Source organism: uncultured Cohaesibacter sp. (assembly GCF_963556055.3).
In the GTDB taxonomy this organism is placed as follows: Bacteria; Pseudomonadota; Alphaproteobacteria; order Rhizobiales; family Cohaesibacteraceae; genus Cohaesibacter.
On sequence record NZ_CAUVYE020000008.1, the window covers coordinates 499,870 to 522,677 of the forward strand.

Consider the following 22,808-nt stretch of genomic DNA (forward strand, 5'->3'; position numbering starts at 1 on the left):
AACAAAGACTACTGTTTGAGATATTGAATTTGACGATGATGGCAATTCAAACCGTTGCCACATTTTAACGATAGGGATATGACTGTAAATATTATTATTGTTTCACGAGGTTTTTTGATGACGGTATCATTTTTACGTTTTGGAACAAGTGCCTTCTTTTCATGTCTGTTGACGCTAACGGTCTTTTTGCCGAACGCTTTTGCCAACACAAATGAGCAAGCTGTCAATCCGCTGCTGTTCGAGCTGGAAATGCAGTCGGTTTCCGATGACGCTGCAAAAATCGAGCTGTTGATGCAGACCCTTCAAACGGTTCGCAAGAGCGAGGGGACGGATCCTCAATTCCTGTTTGATCTCTATACCGATCTTGCCGATCTCTTTGAGAAAGGCGGGCAAGAGGCAAAGGCTGTCGAGGTGCTCGCCGTGGCCGTTGATTTTGCGGCAATGAAGCGCGATCTGCTGGAGGTCAATCTGGCCGCCCTTTATCGTCGTCTGGGGGCGCTTTTCGATAAGGTCGGCAATGTCCGCAAGGCCTATCAAGCCTATGAGCAAGAGCTTGCCGAACGCAGGCAAGGCATGCAATTCGGACCAGCGGTGGCGCGGGTCATGGAAGATCTCTCACGCCTTGCGGCCGTGCGCGGTCTTGCGGCGGATGCCAGCCGCTATGAAAAAGCGGCAAAAGGCGAACAGCAGGCAAGTCGGCCGGAAGAAGCCAAGGCAGCCCGGTCAGATGGCAAGGGTGGCTATCGCGAGGTCGAAGTCTATTACGCAACCGACAGGGCCGAGACCAAGACAAAGGATCTTGACAATTACTACGGCTATCAGCGCGGCGATCTGCAATATGGCGTGGTCACCGTGAGCGTGCCCGAAATTCATGTTGCCGGAGCTGTGGAGGCTCCATCCATATGGAAGCTGGAATTCAGTGCCGATCCGAGCAAGCATGTGATGGTGCAAAAAATTGAACCCGAGGATGTGGACAGCTATTTTGCGCGCATGCAGAAGGAATTTACCCAGAAGGGCAAAAAGGAAGCCTTTGTCTTCGTTCATGGTTACAATGTGACCTTCGATAGCGCCGCCAAACGGGCCGCTCAGCTTGCCTATGACATGAATTATAGTGGCGTTCCGGTGCTTTATTCCTGGCCATCGGCAGGCAAGACGACCCGTTATATTGGTGACACCGCGGTCGTGCGCCTGAGCGGCCGTCGGCTTGCCGGATTTCTTGAAGATCTCAAACAACGATCCGGCGCCACCACCATCCATATCGTCGCCCATTCCATGGGCAACCGGGCGCTTACCGATGCGCTGGAACTGGTCGCCTTGCGCAATCAGGACAAGGTCAAGCAGGGGCCGCTGTTTGGTCAGGTCTTCTTTGCCGCGCCTGATGTGGATGCCGGTCTCTTCGTTGAAATGGCAAAAACCATCCGACCTGTCGCCAAGCGTTTGACGCTTTACACCTCGGAAGAGGACTGGGCGCTCAAAACCTCCCGCGAGCTGCACGGCAATGCCATAAGGGCCGGACAGGGCGGTAGCGAGCAGGCTGTCTCTGCCAATTTCGACACCATCGACATGACCGGGTTGGGATCGGATATGCTGTCCCATTCCTATTTTGCCGATGACAGCTCTGCCATTGCCGACATGATGTCTCTCATCTGGCGTAACGCGAACCCGGACAAGCGCTGTGGTCTGGTCAAGCAGGCAAGTGCAAGCGGAGCCCCGAGCGCCTGGAAATATACTCACAGTGATTGTGCAAGCCGTGACTTTCTTGCAATTCTGGCAAGCCTGAGACAGATCCCGAGCCCAACACTGAAAGATGTCAGAGCTTTTGTGAAAAAATATGTTTCAGATGCAGATTTGAGAAAATCCTATGAAGCGGAATTGGTGAGCCTGCTCAACTGAGCCTCCGCAAGGAAGCGCAAAGGGAAAGAGGGCGCTGGGAGCTTTCGCTAGGCCTCCCTTCATGAGCCACGTTATGCCCAAAAGGGGGGGCATTTGCGCCTCATGAGCTGCCTGCACTGAATTGAGAAAAGTGAATGTGCCTAATGAAATTTTGTAATGCTTTTCGGTCCTTCAGGGCGGTTGTGTTTTCGATTGTGTTTGCCGCAGCGCTGTTTGTTCTGGTGCCTTCTTTTGCAACCGAGCCGGTGACGCCCGGTGCCGATGTCAGTGGCTTCATGCAGGGAACCTCGACCCTGCTCGACTTCGTGATTGAGAAGGCCACCGTCGCGGGCGACAGGTTTCTGTTGCTCTCGCAAGCCCTTGGCAATGTGCGGCAAGATTTCTCAAGCTTCTTTGCACGACTTTCAGCAAGTGGTTTCAGCCTGGAGAACACGCTGATCCGCATTCTCATTTGGCTCTCGGTCGGGGCTTTGGCTGAATTGCTTTTCCGCCGGGTGGCAAACCGCTTCCGGATCGGATCGCGAGCAGGCCTCTTCAACAATCATCTCGTCCGCTCCGTGCTTGATCTGCTCGGCATCGTGATTTTCGCAACCATTGGCGGCTGGTCGCTCCTGATGAGCAGCAAATCGGACCCCGCCGCCCAGACCATGATCATCACCTATCTCACCGCCTTGCTGGCAACACGCCTGATTGCGCTCCTGCTTCGCATACCGCTTGCGCCCCATGAACCGCAGATGCGTATCGTCGCGCTCAAGGATGGTGACGCCCGAAGGCTTTATGGCAATATCGTTTTGATCGCAGCGCTCGCTTTCTTCTTCACGTCAACCTCGATGCTGTTTGAAAGCGGAGGATTGAGCGAAGGGGCCACGCTGATTTTCGCCCTGTCCTTCCGCCTGTTTGTGGCTGCTCTGGTGATCGTGACCTGTTTCAGGAACAGGGCCACCATTGCCAGCATTCTGGGCCGGGATCCGTCGGGTCGGATACGCGGCACTGGTTGGCGCTCCTTTGCCAGTGTCTGGCATTGGTTTGCAATCATCTATGTTTGCCTGTCCTGGTTCGTGACCTCTGTACTGCTGCTGTTGGGGCAACCGAAAGCCGGGCTCGACGCCATTTTCACCATCATCATCCTGATGGCTCTCGTCGTCATCTGCCTCATCATCGATGACTGGGCTGCTCACGCTGACACGCGCGACAGAGAAAAACTTGCCGAAGAGGTGGCAGCCTCCAGAGCTATCGCTCCTTCCTCCTTCGATGCAACGGACAGTTTTCCGCAATTTTTCTCAAAATTGGGGCAGAGCGCCGCGACATTGATCGTCTTCTTTGCCCTGTTCCGATTGTGGAGCGGCCCGTGGGACGGTCTGGTCGATCCCCGTGCCAAACGCGTGGGATTGGCTCTTGTCCAGTTTGCCGCCACCTTGATGATCGCCTATGTGCTGTGGCATCTGGTGGTGATCAGCTCGAACCGGATCCTGTTGCGGGCCGCAACCCCAAGGGATGGAGCCGAAGGGCTCAAAGCGGTGCAGCGTGACCGCATCGCGACGCTTCTGCCCTTCATCCGCTCTGTCATGCTGGCAACCATCGCCACCATCGCCACGCTGATCGGGCTTTCGGCAATCGGGGTCAATGTGGTGCCGCTGCTCGCCGGTGCCGGGGTCATCGGCCTTGCTTTCGGCATGGGCAGTCAGGCGCTCGTCAGGGATATCGTCTCGGGCGTCTTTTTCCTGATCGATGATGCGTTTCGGGTGGGAGAACTGGTCGATGTCGGCACTGTCACCGGAACCATCGAGAGGGCAGGCATTCGCTCGCTTCAGATCCGCCATTATCTGGGGGCGCTGCATACGGTGCCCTTCGGCGAGATTCACACCATTGCCAACCATTCCCGCCAATGGATTGCCGCAGAAATGGAATTCAGACTTCCGCTCGATACAGATACGGACCTGCTTCAAAAGACATTCGCCGATTACAGCGACAAATTGCTGGCCGATCCCGAGCATGGTCCTCGCCTTGTGGCTCCGCTCAATTATTGCGGCATCGTGCGGATCGAAGATCATGCCATGATCATTCGTGTCATCTATAAGTGCATTCCCGGTGAGCAATTCACCTTGCGTCATGTTGTTCAGGATGGCGTGCACAAGATGCTGGACGAGATTGGCGTTTCCCTCGCCATTCGGGAGTTTCGCCTTCTAGGCGGGCCTGACGGGGTAGAGATAGATGAAGCTGAATAGATATTTTGCTAAAGTTGTTTTGGAATATTTCATGATGGACAAAAGACTGCGCACTTTTATTTTTCAACCCGTTGTGTCCCTTTTCATTGTCTTCCTGTTCTCTGCTGCCTGTCTGCTGCCCGCTAGGGCGCTCACCCCCATCGCAACCCTTCAAGGGATTGATATAGGGGGGAGTGCGAAAATGGCTTTCTCTGAAGACAACCAGAAGCTCGCCATTACTTACCTCAAAGATCTGAAGATCTATGACCTTTCAACTAAATCTCTCATTTTCAGTTATGATCTTCCTCATTTTGTGACAGGCCTCACCTTCCTTGGTGACGGTCATTCTGTGGCGGTTGCCTATCGCTCGGAAGGGGTTGAAATCATTGATGCCGAGGATATCAATGCTCCGGTCAAGAACCGGATCAAGGGCAAGTGGCAATCTCTGAGCCTCAGTCGAGACGGGCGCTATCTGGTAACTGGTGAGAATGTGGAGAACAAGATTGTTGCGGTTGCGGTTGATTGGCGAGAAAAGGATGCTCCCCGCCATCAGGCAAAAACCGATCTGACAAACTGGATCATGTCTCCTGACAGCCCAGACCCTGAAACATACCTTGTTACCAGCAAATTTGCCATTTCCGGCTCGGCGCTATTCGAAGCAACAGACGAAGTGCCACCAAGACCAAATGAGAGCACTCCTGAGGAGGCCGACCTCGTTGCCTATCTCTATAAACATAACAAGGAAAAAAAATTCTCCTTGGGTGTCCGCGACATGAGGACATTCAATTCCAGACATATGACACTCAAGGAGGAGTTTTTCCCTGAATTCGTCGATTTTCGCCAAACAGCGCGGGGCCCACGCACCATGTTCTGGTTTGCCACAGACAAAGGGGCAGGCCTTTTTATCGTCGATTTGCTGGCTGACAAGGTGATTACCAACCAGCTGTTTCCCGACAAGGCCCTCATGCCATTTGGATTTGATGGCAAGCCCTATTTCAAAAACGCCGTGCTCTCACCCGATGGAATGCTTGTCGCGATCAATTATCCGGATCAGAGCATCCACATTTTTGCAAGCGATGAGGTGGAAACTCCCGAAGCTCTCATTAAACCCGATGAAAGGGAAGACAAGCCGGTTCTGGCTCTGACGCAAGGACACCATTCCCTGATCGACAAGATCGTCTTTTCTCCCGATGGGTCACTTTTTGCAACAACTGGGACGGCGGTAGGCGGGCGCACCCATATCTGGGAAACAAAGACCGGGCGGCAATTGCGCTCTGTTGCAGCCGGGGAATCGGTCAGGATGCTCCAGTTTTCGCCCGACGGCAAAACGCTCTTTACCGATGATAACAGCTTCACCCTTTGGGATGTGATGAGTGGCAATAAGATCGCGTCACTGCCTGCAAGCAACTTTACTCTTGTGTCCTATATTGGTGACAGCGATCAGTTACTCGCCTGTACGACGGCGACTTGCATGATTGGCGACATGCATGAAATTGCCGATTTTACAGGAGAAAAGCTTGACGTGCCTGATTTTTGGTATAGCGATGGCGCAGTAAGCACCGCAATCTCTCCAGATGGTCGGTTCGCGGGCATTCTTTTGGCGGACGGGAAAGCGCTTCTCATCGACATCGAGAAGAAAAAAGCCATCAAGATAGGTGCCAGAAAACACCGCCTGTCTTTGGCTTTTGGCGACAATGGCATCGGTCTTTGGGGGCTCGACCGAGGGGAAATAGAGCTTTTTGACGCCAAAAGTGGAGATGTCATCGAACGTTTCAAAACGGGTACAGACAAAGACGAGGTCAGGATCATTCCCCTTGATGGCACCCGCTTCCTGATCGAAAACCGGCCTCGCTTGTCTGCCGTTTCCTCTCGTGTCATTTTTGATGGAGCGAAAAGGTCGCTGAGCGATCCGTTGCCTGAACTGGGCTCAGGCGAAAAAGATTTCACCTATTGGATTGCTGGCTATTACCAACCCAGAGACGAACTCTATATCGCCTCTCATAGAGATTTCTTTTCGAAAAAGGAAGTGTCCATCAAAAGCCGCATCGAGGTCTGGTCTCTGGCGGACAACAAGTTGCTTCGCACCATATCCACCAACAGCCTGTCACCCAAGAGTCTTTATTTCTCAAAAGACAGCAACGTGCTTTATATTAATGGTGAAATCAAAGAGGCCAGTTGGGATCTGCTCTCGGGCAAAGTGAGCTCTGTTGCCGGTTCGATTGATAAGAATCGGCAATTTGTAACCCAGCATGGCCGACTTTTCCGATGCCCCGGCAAAAAGGATAGGGGCACGCTGTGCTATGACAGCCGCAAGACAGGGGAACATCGCATCAGATGGGAAAAGGATGGCGAAAAGACCACCAGATTTGAAACCGATGGCGTTTCAAACGGAAAAGATCTGCTTTATGTCAGCTGGCTTGATGATGTCTTTTTTCGGATATTTGACATGGAGGCCATTGATCGGGGCGAGAGAGGGCTCAAGGCCAACTTCACCCTCGAAGGGGGCAACGATAACAGCTATCCAAATTATCTGCTCTCCCCTGATGGCTCACGCATTCTGGCTTTTTCCAAAGAGATCACGATGATTGAGGTCGGGACCGGCAAACGTCTCTGGACAACAAAGGTGGTAGAGGACGGATACCATCACGAGATGTCCTTCTCGGAAGATGGTACGAAGATTCTGGTTTTTGAATATGTCGGCGGTGATCGGGTCTTCGTTCTGGACGCCAAAACGGGTGAGCAACTGACCGTCGTCAAAGACGCTGTTCTTGTCAAAAGCAAAGTGGGCACGGCCAGGATCCTGTCAACCGCAGATGAAAACACATTCGCCCTTCTGGATGATTTGGGAGAAACAACAGCCGGGCCTGTTTCCCGTTTGGGCATAAGTCTGAGCAGTGCGCAATTCGATGCCGTGCCGGGCCTCATTCTGTTGAATGGCTATGATGGCCGCAGCATGCTTTGGGACACAAGGAATGGTGGCAGCAAGGTCCATATTCTCGATGTATTCGGAGGAAGAGGATCTTTTTCACCCGACGGCAAGCTTTTGGCGCTTTCCGAAACAAGCGGTCTTGTCAGTCTCTGGCGTGTGGAGGACGGGCAAAAGATTGCCAGCCTTGCCTCCTTGCTTGATGGCGGTTGGGCTGTCATCGATGAGGACGGGCGCTATGATGCATCTGATCCGGGCAATTTTCCTGCCCTTGGCTGGGTGATGCCCGATGAGCCGAACCATGTCTTGCCGCTAGAGCTTTTCTATCGCGAATATTACGAGCCAACCCTTTTGCCACGTCTGCTGAATGGAGAGGATTTCCCGAGCCTGCCCAAGCTCGCTGACATCAACCGGTTGCAACCGCGCTTGCAGATTGGTGCGATTGAAACGGATGCTGGCCATCCGGGCACAGTGAGCGTGTCGGTCGAGTTCTCCGAAACCCAAGAGGATGACAGAACGAGCGGTATCGGCACCATCAAGCTGTTCCGCGATGGCCAGCTTGTCGGCCAGCACACCCCGACAGAAGAAGAGAAGGCGGGCAACCGCGCGATCCGCTTTGACAACATCCTTTTGCCAAGGGCCGAAACACAATCGAACGAGGAGGCCAGCGAGGTCAGGGAGCAAACGACCGCCTTTTCCGCTTATGCCTTCAACCGCGAAGGCATCAAAAGCGAAACCGTTAGCAAGGCTTACAGGCTTCCAGAGCCTGCGGAGACGGATAGCCCGGCCAGCCGCACCGCCTATGTGATCAGCGTCGGCATTGATCTCTATGACAATCCGGCATGGAATCTCAATTTTGCCGGTGCCGATGCCTCGGTGTCAGCTGATGATGTGGCCATGGGGCTTGAGGGCAGTGGCCTGTTTGACAAGGTGTTGCCGGTCAAGCTGGTATCCTCAAGTGCTGACGCAGAGCAAAACGGAACCAGGGCGCAGATTGCTGCGGTCCTTGACATATTGGGTGGCGGGCATGGCGATCCTGCCGCGCTTGCCGGTGTGGCAAATGCGGAAAAGCTTGCGCGGGCAAGGCCTGAAGACATGGTCTTTTTCTTCTTCGCAGGTCATGGCCTTGCCAGCCGCGATGGCCAATTCTATCTGTTCCCGAAAGATTTTGACCAGACGCAACAAGGACGGCAGATAAATGCAGAGACCTTGTCTCGTGCGCTTGGCAGCAGCAGGCTGGCAGACCTGTTTCTCGATATCCAGTCCGATGACATCATCCTGATCATCGACGCTTGCAATTCCGCAGCCTCGGTCAACAGCAACGGCTTCAAACCCGGTCCGATGGGAAGCCGGGGGCTTGGACAGCTTGCCTATGACAAGGGCATGCGTATTCTGACCGCAAGTCAGGCCGAAGGGGTTGCGATGGAATCAAGCCTGCTGCGTCATGGGGCGCTCAGCTATGCTCTCTTCCGGGAAGGCCTCGAAGGCTTGCAAGCCGACAGGGCTCCGGCGGACAGACAGATCTCCTTTGCCGAATTGCTGAACTATGGCGAAGAGCGCGTGCCGACCCTGTATGAGGAAATCGTCTCCAAGTCTTTCAAGCCACTGGGGCGCGGCGGCATGAGCATGTCCTTTGTCGTCAGTGGCGAGGCAGAAAAACAGACCAGCGAAACCCGCTATTTGCAAAGACCCTCCCTGTTTGATTTCAAGAGATCAGGTAAAGGGGTAAAACCCTATCTTGCACCCGGTGGAGATACGGCCGATAAACAGTAAAGGCGAGCGACCGACGCATCAGGCTCAACGGACAGCGTCCCTCCGCGCCGCAAAGGCAATATGCCAAACAGAATGAAGGAGGAAGCATATGAACAAGAAGCCCTTGGGAACAACCGGTTTTGACATTGCGCCGATCGTCTTTGGCGGCAACGTGCTTGGCTGGACAGCGGACGAGGCGGAGAGCTTTCGCGTGCTGGATGCCTTTATCGATCATGGCTTTGATGCCATCGATACAGCCGATTCCTATTCAAGATGGGCCGAAGGCAACAAGGGTGGGGAATCCGAAACCATTCTTGGCAAATGGTTCAAGTCGAGACCGGGCATGCGCGACAAGGTGAAACTCTTCACCAAGGTCGGCTCCGACATGGGTGGTCCGGGCGAGAAGGGCCTTTCCAGCAAATGGATCCTCAAGGAGGTCGACAACTCCCTTGCCCGTTTGGGCATCGACGAGATCGATCTCTATTTTTCCCATTGGCCAGACCCTGAAGCCGATCATGCCGACACTCTTGGCGCCTATGACAGGTTGCTGAAGGCTGGCAAGATCCGCTCCATCGGTGCGTCCAACTATGATGTCAAATTGTTGAGCACGGCGCTTGAGGTCTCAAAGGCCAATGGTCTGCCATCCTATCAGGTGCTGGAGCCGGAATATAACCTCTACAAGCGAGAAGGCTTTGACAGCGCCTTGCAGGATCTCTGCATCAAGGAAAATATCGGCGTGATCGCCTATTTCAGTCTGGCCGCGGGGTTCCTTACCGGCAAATATCGCTCCAGGGCGGATCTGGAAGGGCGCAAGCGCAGTGGCATGGTGGAGAAATATCTGACTGAGGGCGGTATGCGCCTGCTTGATATTCTCGATGATGTTGCCAGCCAGCATCAGGCCTCGATGGCTGAGGTTTCCCTTGCCTGGCTCATTCAGACGAGAGGTGTTACCGCTCCCATCGCAAGTGCCACCAGCGTGTCGCAGGTCGAAAGTTTCGCCAAGGCCGCATCGCTCAGATTGAGCGAAGAAGACATCGCACGGCTCGATAAGGCAGGCGCATAAGGCCCCACCAATCATCCAATGTCCTGAATGGAACACGCTCTCTGTTTGACCCCGATTTTCTTCCTGCTCTTGCTGCAACAAGGTCGCAAAGCGGATGCGGAGCCGGGGTCTTTCCCTTTTGCCCTCGCCAAGTGAACGTGGGGAGCGGGAGGGCGGCGAGCGGGCAGCAGACGCAAGGCAAAAGGAGCAGAGAAAAGGCTCAGACAGAAGACGTGTCTTGTCTTTGAGAAGCTCGCTGCCAAGGCAAGTCTTCAAGAGCTTGGTTTTTTTACCGAGACAGGCAGCGGTGACGCCCGCTTCCTCACGCGTTCTGACGACCGGCCATCGCCTCAAAGTGCAGGCCATGTCTGCCCGGTGAGAGGATTGCACTTTCACATTCGGATCGCCGTGACCGTGTCAGATAGTGATCGTGTCAGATAATGGCGAATTTTTCGATGATGGCCCGGATCCGGATATCCAGGTCTGCACTTGCCTCCAGCATCGGTGATCGACCCGTCCCGATGCTCTCGTCAACGAGATACAGAAGCCTTTTGATCAACTGGGGTGAGGGGCCAAGGGCTTCAAGGTCGCTGCATAGCGCAGCAAACAGGGCAACACTTTTCATTGCCTGCTCTTGCGCACCGGAGGAGAAATGCGAGCAAATGGCATGAAAGGTCTTCGGCAGGATATTGCCCAGATCGGAAATGCAGCCCTTGGCACCCTCCGAGAGACCGGCATAGACAAGCGCATCGCTGCCGACATAGACATCAAACCCGGATTTCTCCTTTCCGATCTGGAGAAAGTCCATGAATTGCGCTTCATTGCCACTGCTTTCCTTGATGCCGCAGATATTGGGATGGTCTGCCAGAAGCGCAGCGGTCGACGGTTCGATCCGGTTGAAATTGACGGTGGGTAAAGTGTTGAGATAGACGGGCAATTCGAAGCTGTCGGCAATTCGGGTGAAATGACGGATAAGGTCTTGCTGTGTGTGTGGAACGTAGCACGGGGGGAGCACGCTCACGCCATCAACGCCCAAGCTGGCCATTTCCCTGCCTAGAAGAATGGATTGATAGGGAGATGGTGCACCGATATTGGCCATCACGCGCACCTTGCCATCCACTTCCTCGATCACCTCGGCGCAAAGCCTTACCCGTTCAGCCTGGGACAGACTGGCAAAGTCGCCGATGACATCGCCGACCAGAATGGAATTTCCAGCATCCACTTGCCGTCTTGCCTGTCTTCGCACTGCGGAATAATCGACCTGATCGTCGCTGCCAAAGCAGGTGATTATGGCGACATACGCATCAAATTTTTCCATTCTTGCCTCCAGCAGTAACAAAGACCAGTATCCTCAAATCGGGTCCCCGGTCGTGGGCGAGGGACAGACCTGACGCCTGAGAGGTGTTCTATGACCCGCATTCCTCCAGGAGCGGATCGGACAGAAGCCCGGCTATGTCTGTCAAAAGGGTGTCATTTCCAAATCCTCCGGCCTTGGAAATGAACCAGTCAATATTGTTTCGGTTCGCCTGACAGGCGCCAAGCACAATGCCCGGCATCAACTCATCCATGAGGCGGATCGAACCGATGCCAAGCGCTTCGGCAACGACAATCGACGTGCCGCCACCCGTGCTGAAAATCGTCTTGATCGGCAGGCGTTTACAAATCTCGGTGGCTGCCTGAGCAAGCAAATGGGCCACATGATCGCCCTGTTCCCGCGTGACGCTCGCGCTTGATTTGCCATTCTCAACACGCAAGAGAATATTGGCCTCGCTCAGATTGGAACCATGCATTTGATCCCGGCAGATGGTCGCGATCTCCTGCGCCGATCCTCTGGGCGGGATCGATATGGTCTGGTAAAGGCCGCTTTTTTCTGCTATGTCGGCCTGTCTCAGCGATGTTTTGGTAAGGCTCCCAATGATCGAGAGAAGCGGGCCATCCATCTGGACGTGTTCTTGTGCCAAGGTCGGGCGGTGGACGTTTGAGAGACAGTGAGCAATGGCGCGGGCAAAACCGCCAGCTCCTGCCGGCAGCAGATCGAGCTGCCGAACAACCTGTGCCAGAGTGTCGAGATGGTCGCTCAGCGTTGCATCGGCCACGATCAGCCGCACGCCGTCCTCAAGCATTGCCCCGATGCGCTCTTGCAAGGCCTGCGCTCCGGCCTCGATTGCCGCGATGGGCAGATTGGCACTCTTCATGTGCGTTTGAAGATGCACAAGATCTACCACGTTGGACATCGAAAGAGGATGAAAGGGGTCGCTTCCAATCTCGGTCAAATGCAATGGCTGTCCGTCAAGATAGATAGTCCCGCCCTCACAGCTCCGGCCTGTCTCTGGCATCGCGGTGCAGACGAGCGCAGCACGACAGCCCGAGGCTTCTAGCGCAGCTTCGATTTCTCCGCCGGGATTGCCCCGCATGGTGGAGTCGATTTTTTTGTAGAAACGTTCGAAACCCGCTTCGCGGCAACGCCGGACCATGTTCGAGACGGTCTCTCTTGCGTCTTCAACGCTCAGGAAGCGCGTTTCGGTGGTGATGGATACCGTGCCCTCCTGACCTGCCAGACTGTCAGGCGAGGGGAGATGCAAAAACAGTTTTGTTGGTGTGCCGCAACGCGAGAAATGAACACCGGCATCTCCCGCTCCGGTAAAATCATCTGCGATGATCGCCAGTTTTTCGACTTGTTCCACATCTCCCCCTTTCTGGGTGCAGATCCCTTGTTTCGGGGGTGATCACAGGCTCAATGTGCGATGCATGATGAAGTCGCGCAGATAGGAATAGCTGACCTGCACGTGGCCATCGGCAGTTTCGATAATCGAAGGGTAGGAATAGTCGCCAGTAAAGGCACCATTCTTGTCATGATCGGACCGTAATGTGGCGTCTGCTTCCAGCACGAGTTCCCGCGTCCATGTCTTGCCAAGGTCGCGCGTACTGGCGATGATCAACGGATTTCTGGGCACTCCCCAGACAGCGCTTGTCTCGGTGATCTGGCATTTGTCGAGAAAACCTTGCCGATCCTGAACCCAAGGGGGAACCGAGCTTTCACCGGCCGCTCCAGTGGCCCCGATATGATTATAGATAAGAAGGATACGACCATCCTTCAGCTCGCAGGCCTGGATCGAGGAATTGTTGTTGGGTAGTTCGGTCGGCTCGGGTGCAGACCAGCTGAGCCCCCCGTCATCGGAGAGTGAACGGAAAATGCGGTCAGCCCTGCGGCGGCGATAAAAGGCCACCTTGCAACTGGGCATGATGTCCATATGCACGCAGCCGGCGCTTTGTGGAACTTCGGTTTCCTGCCAGCTTTTCCCCCCGTCTCGGGAAATCTGCACCAAGGAGAAATCATCCCCAAAGGCATTCTTGATATTGCTGTGCCAGACCGGCATCAGAAGATGCCCTTGGGGATTCACCACGGGAGGGTGTCGAATGAAGGTTCCCTGCTTGTCGAACAGGGTTTCGATGGGCGACCATGTGACGCCCTGATCCGCTGAGCGGCGACAACGGACAAGGGCCGTGCCCTGATCTGTTCCGACCTGTGCGGTATAGAGAAGCCAGATTTCGCCATTCGGATGTTGAAACAGGGCCGGGTTCTGTTCCGAACGGTCCTTGTCCTCACTCATCCGGATTGCCGGGGTCCACTTTCCCGCCGCCCGATCATGGTGCGAGAGATAGATATTGATGTCTGCCGACCCTTCCATGCTGCCACCAAACCAGGTGCACAGCAGGTCACCATTGTCCAGTTCCAGCAAATTGGAGGCATGGTTGCTCAGGCAGGGTGTCGGTATGTTATTGGACTCTTCAATCTTCATAGTCTTACCATCGAAACTGTGCCCACCCCTGTCGGTCGCTTCGACCATGTCGCGCGGGTGGCTGATTATTTTGAGCAAGTGTCAGGTCGCGCCTTGCTGCTTGGCGAGCTGTTGCGCGACCCGGCAAAGATCACGCCTCTTGCGCTTCGATTTCACTGATCCGGCTACAGGCCACCATATGGCCCCCACCGACATCCTCCAGTTCCGGGACCGACTGCGAACAGCGTTCCGTCGCATAGGCACAGCGAGGATGGAACCGGCACCCTTTGGGCGGATCGATGGCGTTGGAGACATCTCCTTTCAGGATGATCCGCTGGCGCCCCCGTTCAATGTCGGGGTCCGCTTCGGGCACTGCCGAAAGCAGGGCCTTGGTGTAGGGATGGACCGGACGACGGAACAGTTCTGCCTTGTCTGCAATCTCCATGATCTTGCCCAGATACATCACCGCGATCCGGTCACTGATATGGCGCACAACAGCCAGATCGTGGGCGATGAAGAGGTAGGTCAGACCATATTTTTCCTGAATATCCATCAACAGGTTGATGATCTGGGCCTGAATGGACACATCGAGCGCCGAAATCGGTTCGTCACAGACGATGAATTCGGGATCGCTGGCCAATGCCCTTGCAATACAGATCCTTTGCCGCTGGCCACCGGAAAACTCATGCGGATAGCGGTTGGAGACATTGGGATTGAGGCCGACATCCCGAATGAGCTGGGCTGTGCGAGCCGGAATATCCTTGTCCGGGCAGATCTTGTGCACCTTCATCGGCTCGGCCAGAGCTTCGCCGATGGTCATGCGCGGATTGAGCGTGGAGTAGGGATCCTGGAAGACGATCTGCGCCCGCTTGCGCATCGCCTGCAATTCCTTCTTCGGCAGGGCTGCAAGATTGACGCCCTCGAATTCCACGCTGCCCGATGTTGACCGATAAAGCTGAAGGATCGTGAAGCCGGTTGTCGACTTGCCGCACCCCGATTCCCCCACAAGGCCGAGGGTTTCGCCCTTGTAGATATCGAAGCTGACATCGTCGATGGCATGCACAACGGCGTTTTCGCTGCCAAAGGCCCCGAGCTTGACGGGGAAATGCTTGACGAGATTTTTGACCGTCACAAGCGGCTGTTTGACATTCATGTTCATTCTGCTGCCTCTCTTTGGGTCACATCCACCCAGCAGGCGATCCGGTGATGGGGATTGGCCCCTTCGCCGGTCACCGGTTTGAGGGAGGGGATTTCCTTCCTGCATCGCTCGGTGCAATAGCCGCAGCGCGCTGCAAATGGACAACTGGTTGGCTCGACAAACAGGTTTGGCGGAGCCCCTGCGATCGAAGGCAACCGGCTGCCTGCCTCGGTATGGATGCTCGGGATCGATTTGAGCAGACCGATGGTGTAGGGATGGCGAGGAGACTTGTAGATCTCGTCAATGGGGGCCTCTTCCACCACGCTGCCGCCATACATCACCATGATCCGGTCGACCATGCCCGCCAGCAGGCTGAGGTCATGGGTGATCCAGATGATGGACATGTTGAGCTTTTCGCGCAGCTCCTTTACCAATTCCACGATCTGGGCCTGAATGGTCACGTCTAGAGCCGTTGTCGGCTCGTCTGCGATCACCAGTTCCGGTTCGCTCAGAAGGGCCATTGCGATCATCACCCGCTGCCGCATGCCGCCCGAAAGCTGATGCGGATATTCATTGAGGCGATGCTCACTGTTCGAGATCCCGACGAGATCGAGATATTTGGCGGCCTGTTTCATGGCCTCGGAGCGTTTCAGGCGCTTGTGATAGATAATGCCTTCCACCAGCTGCGCCCCGATTTTCATGAACGGGTTGAGCGAGGTCATGGGATCCTGAAAGATCATGCCCACTTTGGAGCCGCGTATCGCGTTGATCTCTCCGGTACTGGCGTTGCTCAGGTCGATGCCATCAAGCAGAACCTCGCCGTCCGTTATTTGCGCTGCCGGAGGCAGCAGTTTGATGAGGCTCATCATGGAGACGGACTTGCCGCATCCCGATTCACCGACCACACCGAGCATTTCCCCTTTGTCGAGCGTGAAGGAAACACCATTCACTGCATAAAGGTAGCCGTTGCGCACCTTGAAGCGCGTGTGCAGATTGTTCACTTCCAAAAGTCTGGTCAAAGCGCCCTCCCTTTTGCTGTTCTTTGTTGTCTCTATTTCCACTGACGTGGGTTGAGCGCATCATTGAGGCCGTCCCCAAGGAAACTGAAGGCGATGGTCACAAGTGCGAGCACTGCGGCAGGAGCTGCCAGAATATGGGGGTAGAGCTGCCAGACCCTAAGGCCATCGCTGATCATGTTGCCCCAGCTGGGAATGGGTGGGCGTACACCAACACCCAGGAACGAGAAGGATGATTCAAAGACCATGGCTTCCCCGAGCGCCGCGCTGATATAGACGATGATCGGCCCAATTGAGTTGGGGATGACATATTTCCAGACGATTTTCGGTGTCGGAACCCCGATGGCCTCGGCAGCAACGACATAGTTCTTGTTGCGTACCGACATGATCTGGCCGCGGATGATTCGGGCAGCCTTTGGCCACTTGATGAGGGCGAGCGAACCGAACACCAGCACGAAGTCCACCAGAATGGTGTTTCGATAGAATTCGTTGCCGGTAATCAGGAACTGTTCGTCCATCCAGTTCACCAGTCGCGGCTTCATGGAAACGTTGATCACGATAACCAGCAGCAGGGATGGCACCGACATGGTGATGTCGATAAGCCAGACGATGAAGGCGTCAATCTTGCCGCCGAAATAGCCGCCCAGCGAGCCCATGAAGATACCGATGATCAGGCTGAGGAATGTGGTCGAGAAAGCAACGATCACGGCGGTGCGGGCACCATAGATCACGCGGCTGAGAATATCGCGCCCCAGATCGTCGGTTCCCATCCAATGGGCAAAGGATGGTGCCTGGTTGCGAGAATGAAGATCCTGCGAGAGGAAATCATACGGTGTGATATAGGGGCCGAAAATGGCGATGAAGAAGAGGAAGACCACAAGAAGCATGCCCAAAAGAGCGAGCTTGTTGGCGACCAGTCTGTCGAAGGCGTCCTTGACCAGACTGAATTGTTTTTCTTCCTGCTGCATCTCTAACGTATTGTCCGTCATTATTCGTCTCCTGTCTTTTTGGCAGCTGCACGGGGATCCAGCAGCGGATAGCTGAGGTCAACCAGCAGGTTTGAGGTCATTACGACGGTTGAGAAAATGAGTACGATGGCAAGGATGACCGGATAGTCCGAGGACTTGATCGCGGTTTCCGTCAAGCGGCCAAGGCCAGGCAATCCGAAGACCTTCTCGATGAGGATCGAGTTGTTCAGGGTCGCGATGATCAACAGGCCGATCTGACTGGCCACCGGTGTCAGCACCGGGCGCATGATATGCTTGATCACCACCTGATAGCGCGGAATACCCTTGGCACGAGCGGTGCGGACATAGTCCTCGCTGAGGACCTCCAGCACGCCGGCACGCGCCTGTCTGATGATGAGCGCCATGGGGTTGAGGCCGAGCACCAGCAGCGGCACGATGACCTTCCAGCTGAACAGGCCACTCCAGCCATAGGGCACGTCCATATCGAGCACCAGCACCAGAAAGACAATGATCAGTGGGCCGGCAACAAAGACGGGGATGCCCCAGACGATAAGCGCAAATCCGACGATCAGATTGTCCAGAAGCTTGTTTTGATTAAGCGCTGCGATGACACCCAGAATGATGCCGACCAGCGACAGAAGGAAAATGGCGGTGAGGCCCAGTTTGAGGGTAACGGGCAGTGCCGCAATGATCATGGAGTTTACGGAGCGGCCAGAGACCAGCGAATTTCCGAAATTTCCATGCAGGATATTCAGCAGATAATCTCCAAACTGAACCATGAAGGGGCGGTTCAGCCCGGCGGCATCCCTGATGGCTTCGACCCTCGCCGGATCGTAGGCCACATCACCGGGTGCCTGCAGGAAGATAAGCTTGATCGGATCGCCTGCGCCAAAGAATACGAGGGCGTAGATCAGCAAAAGGAGAATAAATACTGAGGGAATCCACTTGAGCAGTCGAAATAAGATGTAGCGTCCCATATCAAGTCTTCCTCGCGTTTAGAAAAAAGGACGGGAAGTGAGAGGTCACGACCCGTCCAGGATCGCCAATTATGGGCGTTTGCTTTCGTCGATGGTTACATTCCAGGGTTCGATGACCTGCCAGTCATCGTTCTTGTCGAAATTCATGACCCAAGGCATGGCCCATTTCGACATGACGTCATAGTAGTAAGGAATGTAGGTCCAGTCCTCGCGGAAGAGCTTTTGTGCTTCCTGTGCGAGGGCAATGCGCTGAGGATCGTCGACCCCTTTGGTCGAAGCTTCATCCAGCAGGGCATCAATCTTGGCATTTTCGTAACCGCCCAGTTTGTTGCGGGCGTTACCGGATTTCGAATAGATCGAACCCATCAGGTAGGAAACTGCATCAGGAACACGCGTCCCGACATCGTCGCGGAAGATCTGAACGCTCTTCTGGTCCGGGCCGGAATAGGTTTCGATGGCAGGTTTCATTTCGATGCCCTGAATGCCGAGAATTTTGCGCCATTGTTCAGCGATATACTGAGCAGCGGCTTCATGGGTCGGGGTGGAAATACCGACAAACATGATTTTCGGCAGGCGGTTGGCATCCTTGTATTTGGACGCGGCAAGAGCAGCTTTCGCAGCATCCGGATCGAAAGGATATTTCTCGAAGCTTTCATCAACGCCAGGAACCTTGTTGAGGATCTGGCTGGCAACGGTGAAAGGACCATCCGGGAAAGCGGCCAGAGCGAGCTCTTCAGGATTGACAGACATGATCAGTGCCTTGCGAACATTGATGTCGTCCATCGGAGGTTTCTTGGTGTTGATCCAGAACTGCTGACCTTTGGCCAATGCTGGTCCACCAAGGAAATCGGCACCCAGATCCTGGATAATGGTTGGTGTGATCAGCTCGGTGTGAGCGTCCATGGTGCCGCGTTTGAGCATCAGGGTGGCGGTGCTGGCGTCAGCAACCGTTGTCAGTACGATTTTGCTCAGTTTTGGTTTTGGCCCGAAGAAATTCGGGTTTGGAACCAGAGTAACAACACCTTGGTCGAGGTCCATGCTTTCAGGCATGAAAGGACCGGAAACGGCAACGCCTGGCATCCACCAGTCGGCTTTTTCCATGCCATTTTCGTCTTCGGCCTGTGAAATTTTCACTGGTGCGATAAGGGCAGTGGCAATTTTCTGGTCGAAAATCGGGTCTGCTCCGGCGAGCGTGACGCTGACCGTTGCTTCATCCTTGATTGCCAGACCTTCCATGTCCTGAGCTTTGCCGACGACAACGTCATTGAAGCCTTTCACACCACCCAGGAACAGGTTGATGCGGGCATGTTTGGTTGCTGGACGTGCGGACAGGTTCCAAGTGCCGACCACATCTTCAGCCGTGATCTTGGAGCCGTCTGAAAAGACCGCTTTTGGATCGATATGAAGGGTCCAGTTGGTATAGCTTTTATCGGACTCTACGCTCGAAAGGACATAGGGCGTCAGTTTGCCGTCCTTGTCGAAATACATGGGTGCTGCCCAGCTCAATGACTGCCAGCGCGCTGAGTGCCCTCCTCCCTGCAAAGGGGACCAGTTTTGTTGCAACACGGGATGAGCAATATTCAAGACCTGACCGCCGTCAGACGCGGTCAGCCCCTGTGACGGTGATAGCCCGAGCATCGAAAGCCCGAGCAAAAGGACTTTAAAAAGATCCTTTTTCATTAAGGTGTCTCCTCTCTTTATCTAATCAATTAGACGGTGGCGTTTCTTTCCGCGCCTTGCCCATTAAAATTGCAAAGCCTGTACCAATACGCGTAGCGCCTTGAAAAGATTAATAAAATCCTAAAGTATTAATTAGTTTTACTGAGCTGTTTTGTTAAAATTTGCATTGGCGTGTGGTGTAGAGTGCATCAGCAATTCGTTGCAATTGATGACCGGGACACTCAAAATCGCGCATTGGGAGGACAGGCCATGGTCATTGCATTTATTGCGCCATACGAGGAAATTCGCATCAAGGCGCAAAGCATCATCGATACGTCAAACTATCCGGCGAAAACCTATCAGGGCGATCTGCATCAGGGCGTCAAGGCAGCCCGCCTCGCGATGGCGGAAGGGGCCAAGATCATCATTTCTCGCGGAGGGACAGCGCGGCTCATTCGCCGCGAACTCAATATCGAGGTGATCGAGGTGGAGGCCTCGATCCAGCGCACTCTGGCCTATGTCTACAAGGAAACCGATGAAGTCACGCGCATTGGGATCGCCGGTTTCGAGCAATTGATCAATATGGTCGAGCCGATCTGTAGCACGCTCAATCGCACTTATCATTCTGTCGAACTGCGCGAGAAACTGTCCTTTCAGGAGCGCATGGACAGTCTGGTCCGCTGGAAGCCGGATGTCGTCATCGGGGATGCGATTGCCTATCAGTGGGCTAAGTCCAATGGCCTGCATGCACATTTGATCGAATCCAGCATGGAAACGATTGTTGGCGCCTTCGAACGGGCCATGCTGGTCTACAAGAACCTCAATCGATATATCCTTGCGGAACAGAAACTGTCGACGGTTCTCAATTGCACCCGTGACGGGGCGGTTCTGGTCAATGGTGAGGGGCGCATCGAGGAGATCAACCGGCAGGGCTGTGTCATCCTGTCCTATCCGCGCGAGCAGATTCTGGGAACCCAGATTCTGGATTTTTTCGACACTCCGGAATTCAGGCGTGCGATTGGCAAGAGAGCCGTCGCGCGCAATATGATCGCCAATTATCGCGAAGAAAAACTGGCCGTCGATCACATCTCGCTCACCCCCGATGGGGCCGCAGACAATGCATCTGTCATCCTGTTCCAGCCGGTTCAGAAAATTCAGGAAACCGGCAATGTCATCCGCAAAAAGCTGACCGAAAGTGGCTTTTATGCAAAATACACATTTTCCGACATCCTCTACAAATGCGACAAGATGAAACAGCTCGTCACCATGGCCGAGCGTTACAGCCAGACCATCTGCAATGTCATGATCGTCGGGGAAACCGGCACCGGCAAGGAGCTTTTCGCCCAGTCGATCCACAATGCCGGACAATTGTCCAAAGGGCCCTTTGTTGCGGTCAACTGCGCTGCGCTGCCCGGCGACCTGCTCGAGAGTGAGCTGTTCGGTTACGCTCCGGGTGCCTTCACCGGGGCGTCACGGGCGGGCAAGATAGGGCTGTTCGAACTGGCACATGAGGGAACCCTGTTCCTCGATGAATTGACGGAGATGGATATTTTCCTTCAGGCCAAATTGCTGCGTGCCCTGCAAACCGGTGAAATCATGCGTATCGGTGACAACAAGGTCATTCCGATCAATGTGCGCATTATTGCCACCACCAACAGGAACCCGCCACAGGAAATCGAGCAGCGACGCTTGAGGGCGGACCTGTTCTACCGGCTCAATGTTCTCGACCTTACCATTCCCCCCTTGCGCGAGAGGGACGGAGATCCCGAATTGCTTTTCTCCCACTTCCTCATAAAGATTTGCAAGCAGAGAAAAATCGCGGTTCCCCATATCCCGACCCGCATCGTCAAGCAACTGCATCAGCATAGCTGGCCGGGAAATGTGCGCGAACTTGAAAATCTGGCCGAAAAATTCGCGACCCTGCCAACGCTGACCGAACTGAATTTGCCCTTGCAGAGATCTGCCCTGTTTCCCGATGCCAGCGAGATGGAGAGAGAAGAGACAGCTTCTTCGCTCGATGAAATGATTGCTGCAAAAGTGAGCCGGATCTACCATATGGAAAATGGCAATATCTCAAAGACCGCCCAGCGTCTGGCGATTGATCGCAACACCGTCAAACGGTGGCTCGAAAAGAGTCAGAAATTTGGCTCGGTGAGCAAGCATTGACACGTGCGTACCTGTCCGTTTGAGCGGCAGGTAAATCCTTGCCCTCAGGCTGGGTGACAATCTGGGTGCTGCGGTCGGCTCGCGATTTGCTTCGGTTCTGTTTGTCAGCAGAATTCGAACAGTCCCGCTGCGCCCTGACCGCCGCCGACACACATGCTGACCACGCCGAATTTTGCTCCGCGACGTTGCCCCTCAAGCAAGATATGGCCTGCCATGCGGGCCCCGGACATGCCATAGGGATGGCCAATGGAAATGGCACCACCATTGACATTGAGCCTGTCATTGTCGATATCCAGCCGATCCCGGCAATAGACCAGCTGTGAGGCAAAGGCCTCATTGATTTCCCAAAGATCGATATCCTTGATGCCAAGGCCATTGCGGGCCAACAGCTTTGGAATGGCGCGAACCGGGCCTATCCCCATTTCCTCGGCCGCGCACCCGGCAACGGCAAAGCCGCGGAAGATGCCCAGTGGCTGAAGGTTCCGTCTTTCCGCTTCACTGCGCTCCATCAGCACGCAGGCCGACGCTCCGTCGGACAACTGGCTCGCATTGCCTGCCGTAATGCTTTTGTCCGGTCCGAGAACCGGTTTGAGGCGAGTCAGCCCTTCGGCTGTCGTCTGCGGGCGGTTGCACTCGTCCTTGATCAGCAAAACCTGCTCCTCGCACTCTGACCCGGTTTCTCCGTCCCTGACCAGTTTGATGGCTTCAATCGGGATGATCTCATTGTCAAAGATCCCCGCGTCCTGAGCTGCTGCCATGCGCTGCTGACTCTGAAGGGCATAGGCGTCCTGCATCTGGCGAGAAATACCATAGCGCGCAGCGACAATTTCTGCCGTCTCTATCATCGACATGTAATAGCTGTCGGGCACATTGGGATCGTTGTAGCGATGCCAGTTCCAATGGTTGTTCTGGACCAGGGAAATACTGTCAAGGCCACCGCCGATGGCCACATCGACCCCTTCATTGATGATCATGTGGGCGGCAATCGCAATGGCATTCAGGCCCGAGGCGCATTGCCGGTCGATGGTCGAGCCGGCCACGCTGTCGGGCATTCCCGCGGCCATCACGATGTGGCGTCCCACATTGATGCCCGTGCTGCCCTGGGTGAGGGCGGAGCCGAAAACCATTTCCTCAACGCAGTCCGGTTCGAGCGAAGCCCGCGCGAGCGCTCCCTTGACCGCATGCGCCGCAAGGCTTGGGACTTCGAGATTGTTGAAAGCACCCCGATAGGCCTTGCCGATGGGGGTCCTTGCGGTGGATACGATGACAGCTTCGCGCATTTTCCCTT

Annotated in this window: 14 protein-coding genes; 5 read left to right on the forward strand and 9 right to left on the reverse strand. The window is 54.8% G+C overall.

The window, feature by feature from the left end; translation table 11 throughout:
* Window positions 1–117 precede the first annotated feature (117 nt).
* From ACHZB8_RS04420 to ACHZB8_RS04435, 4 genes are all read left to right on the forward strand, one after another.
* Complete coding sequence (locus ACHZB8_RS04420; protein ID WP_316858927.1) at window positions 118–1,893, forward strand: alpha/beta fold hydrolase; 1,776 nt, start codon at window positions 118–120, stop codon at window positions 1,891–1,893.
* 143 nt (window positions 1,894–2,036) lie between these two features.
* Window positions 2,037–4,118 (forward strand): mechanosensitive ion channel domain-containing protein, encoded by a 2,082-nt coding sequence (locus ACHZB8_RS04425; protein ID WP_316858928.1) that lies wholly within the window; start codon window positions 2,037–2,039, stop codon window positions 4,116–4,118.
* A gap of 181 nt (window positions 4,119–4,299) precedes the next feature.
* On the forward strand, window positions 4,300–8,796 hold the full coding sequence (locus tag ACHZB8_RS04430; protein ID WP_316858930.1) for a caspase family protein: 4,497 nt from the start codon (window positions 4,300–4,302) through the stop codon (window positions 8,794–8,796).
* An 88-nt stretch (window positions 8,797–8,884) separates the two neighbouring features.
* Window positions 8,885–9,838: an aldo/keto reductase gene (locus ACHZB8_RS04435; RefSeq protein WP_316858932.1), complete on the forward strand. Its 954-nt coding sequence runs from the start codon at window positions 8,885–8,887 to the stop codon at window positions 9,836–9,838.
* A gap of 412 nt (window positions 9,839–10,250) precedes the next feature.
* Here the strand turns inward: ACHZB8_RS04435 and ACHZB8_RS04440 are convergent, their stop codons facing one another.
* From ACHZB8_RS04440 to ACHZB8_RS04475, 8 genes are all read right to left on the reverse strand, one after another.
* Window positions 10,251–11,135 (reverse strand): dihydrodipicolinate synthase family protein, encoded by an 885-nt coding sequence (locus tag ACHZB8_RS04440; RefSeq protein ID WP_316858933.1) that lies wholly within the window; start codon window positions 11,133–11,135, stop codon window positions 10,251–10,253.
* A gap of 88 nt (window positions 11,136–11,223) precedes the next feature.
* Complete coding sequence (locus ACHZB8_RS04445) at window positions 11,224–12,501, reverse strand: four-carbon acid sugar kinase family protein (protein ID WP_316858934.1); 1,278 nt, start codon at window positions 12,499–12,501, stop codon at window positions 11,224–11,226.
* A 42-nt stretch (window positions 12,502–12,543) separates the two neighbouring features.
* The gene (locus ACHZB8_RS04450) at window positions 12,544–13,695 is read right to left on the reverse strand and encodes a sialidase family protein (RefSeq protein ID WP_316858935.1); all 1,152 of its coding nucleotides are present in this window, start codon (window positions 13,693–13,695) and stop codon (window positions 12,544–12,546) included.
* Window positions 13,696–13,747: 52 nt separating this feature from the next.
* Window positions 13,748–14,755 (reverse strand): ABC transporter ATP-binding protein, encoded by a 1,008-nt coding sequence (locus ACHZB8_RS04455; protein WP_394706084.1) that lies wholly within the window; start codon window positions 14,753–14,755, stop codon window positions 13,748–13,750.
* On the reverse strand, window positions 14,752–15,753 hold the full coding sequence (locus ACHZB8_RS04460; RefSeq protein WP_316858936.1) for an ABC transporter ATP-binding protein: 1,002 nt from the start codon (window positions 15,751–15,753) through the stop codon (window positions 14,752–14,754). The genes ACHZB8_RS04455 and ACHZB8_RS04460 overlap by 4 nt, the downstream gene beginning before the upstream one ends.
* Window positions 15,754–15,785: 32 nt before the next feature.
* Complete coding sequence (locus tag ACHZB8_RS04465; RefSeq protein WP_316858937.1) at window positions 15,786–16,739, reverse strand: ABC transporter permease; 954 nt, start codon at window positions 16,737–16,739, stop codon at window positions 15,786–15,788.
* A complete protein-coding gene (locus ACHZB8_RS04470; RefSeq protein ID WP_316858938.1) occupies window positions 16,739–17,695 on the reverse strand; it encodes an ABC transporter permease in 957 nt (318 codons plus the stop codon). Before ACHZB8_RS04470 ends, ACHZB8_RS04465 begins: the two co-directional genes overlap by 1 nt.
* A gap of 69 nt (window positions 17,696–17,764) precedes the next feature.
* Entirely contained in the window at window positions 17,765–19,375 is a 1,611-nt protein-coding gene (locus ACHZB8_RS04475; protein ID WP_316858939.1) for an ABC transporter substrate-binding protein, read from the reverse strand.
* A gap of 249 nt (window positions 19,376–19,624) precedes the next feature.
* Between ACHZB8_RS04475 and ACHZB8_RS04480 the strand changes: the two genes are divergently transcribed.
* Window positions 19,625–21,520 (forward strand): sigma 54-interacting transcriptional regulator, encoded by a 1,896-nt coding sequence (locus ACHZB8_RS04480; protein ID WP_316858940.1) that lies wholly within the window; start codon window positions 19,625–19,627, stop codon window positions 21,518–21,520.
* A 104-nt stretch (window positions 21,521–21,624) separates the two neighbouring features.
* Here the strand turns inward: ACHZB8_RS04480 and ACHZB8_RS04485 are convergent, their stop codons facing one another.
* A complete protein-coding gene (locus tag ACHZB8_RS04485; protein ID WP_316858942.1) occupies window positions 21,625–22,800 on the reverse strand; it encodes an acetyl-CoA C-acyltransferase in 1,176 nt (391 codons plus the stop codon).
* Window positions 22,801–22,808 lie beyond the last annotated feature (8 nt).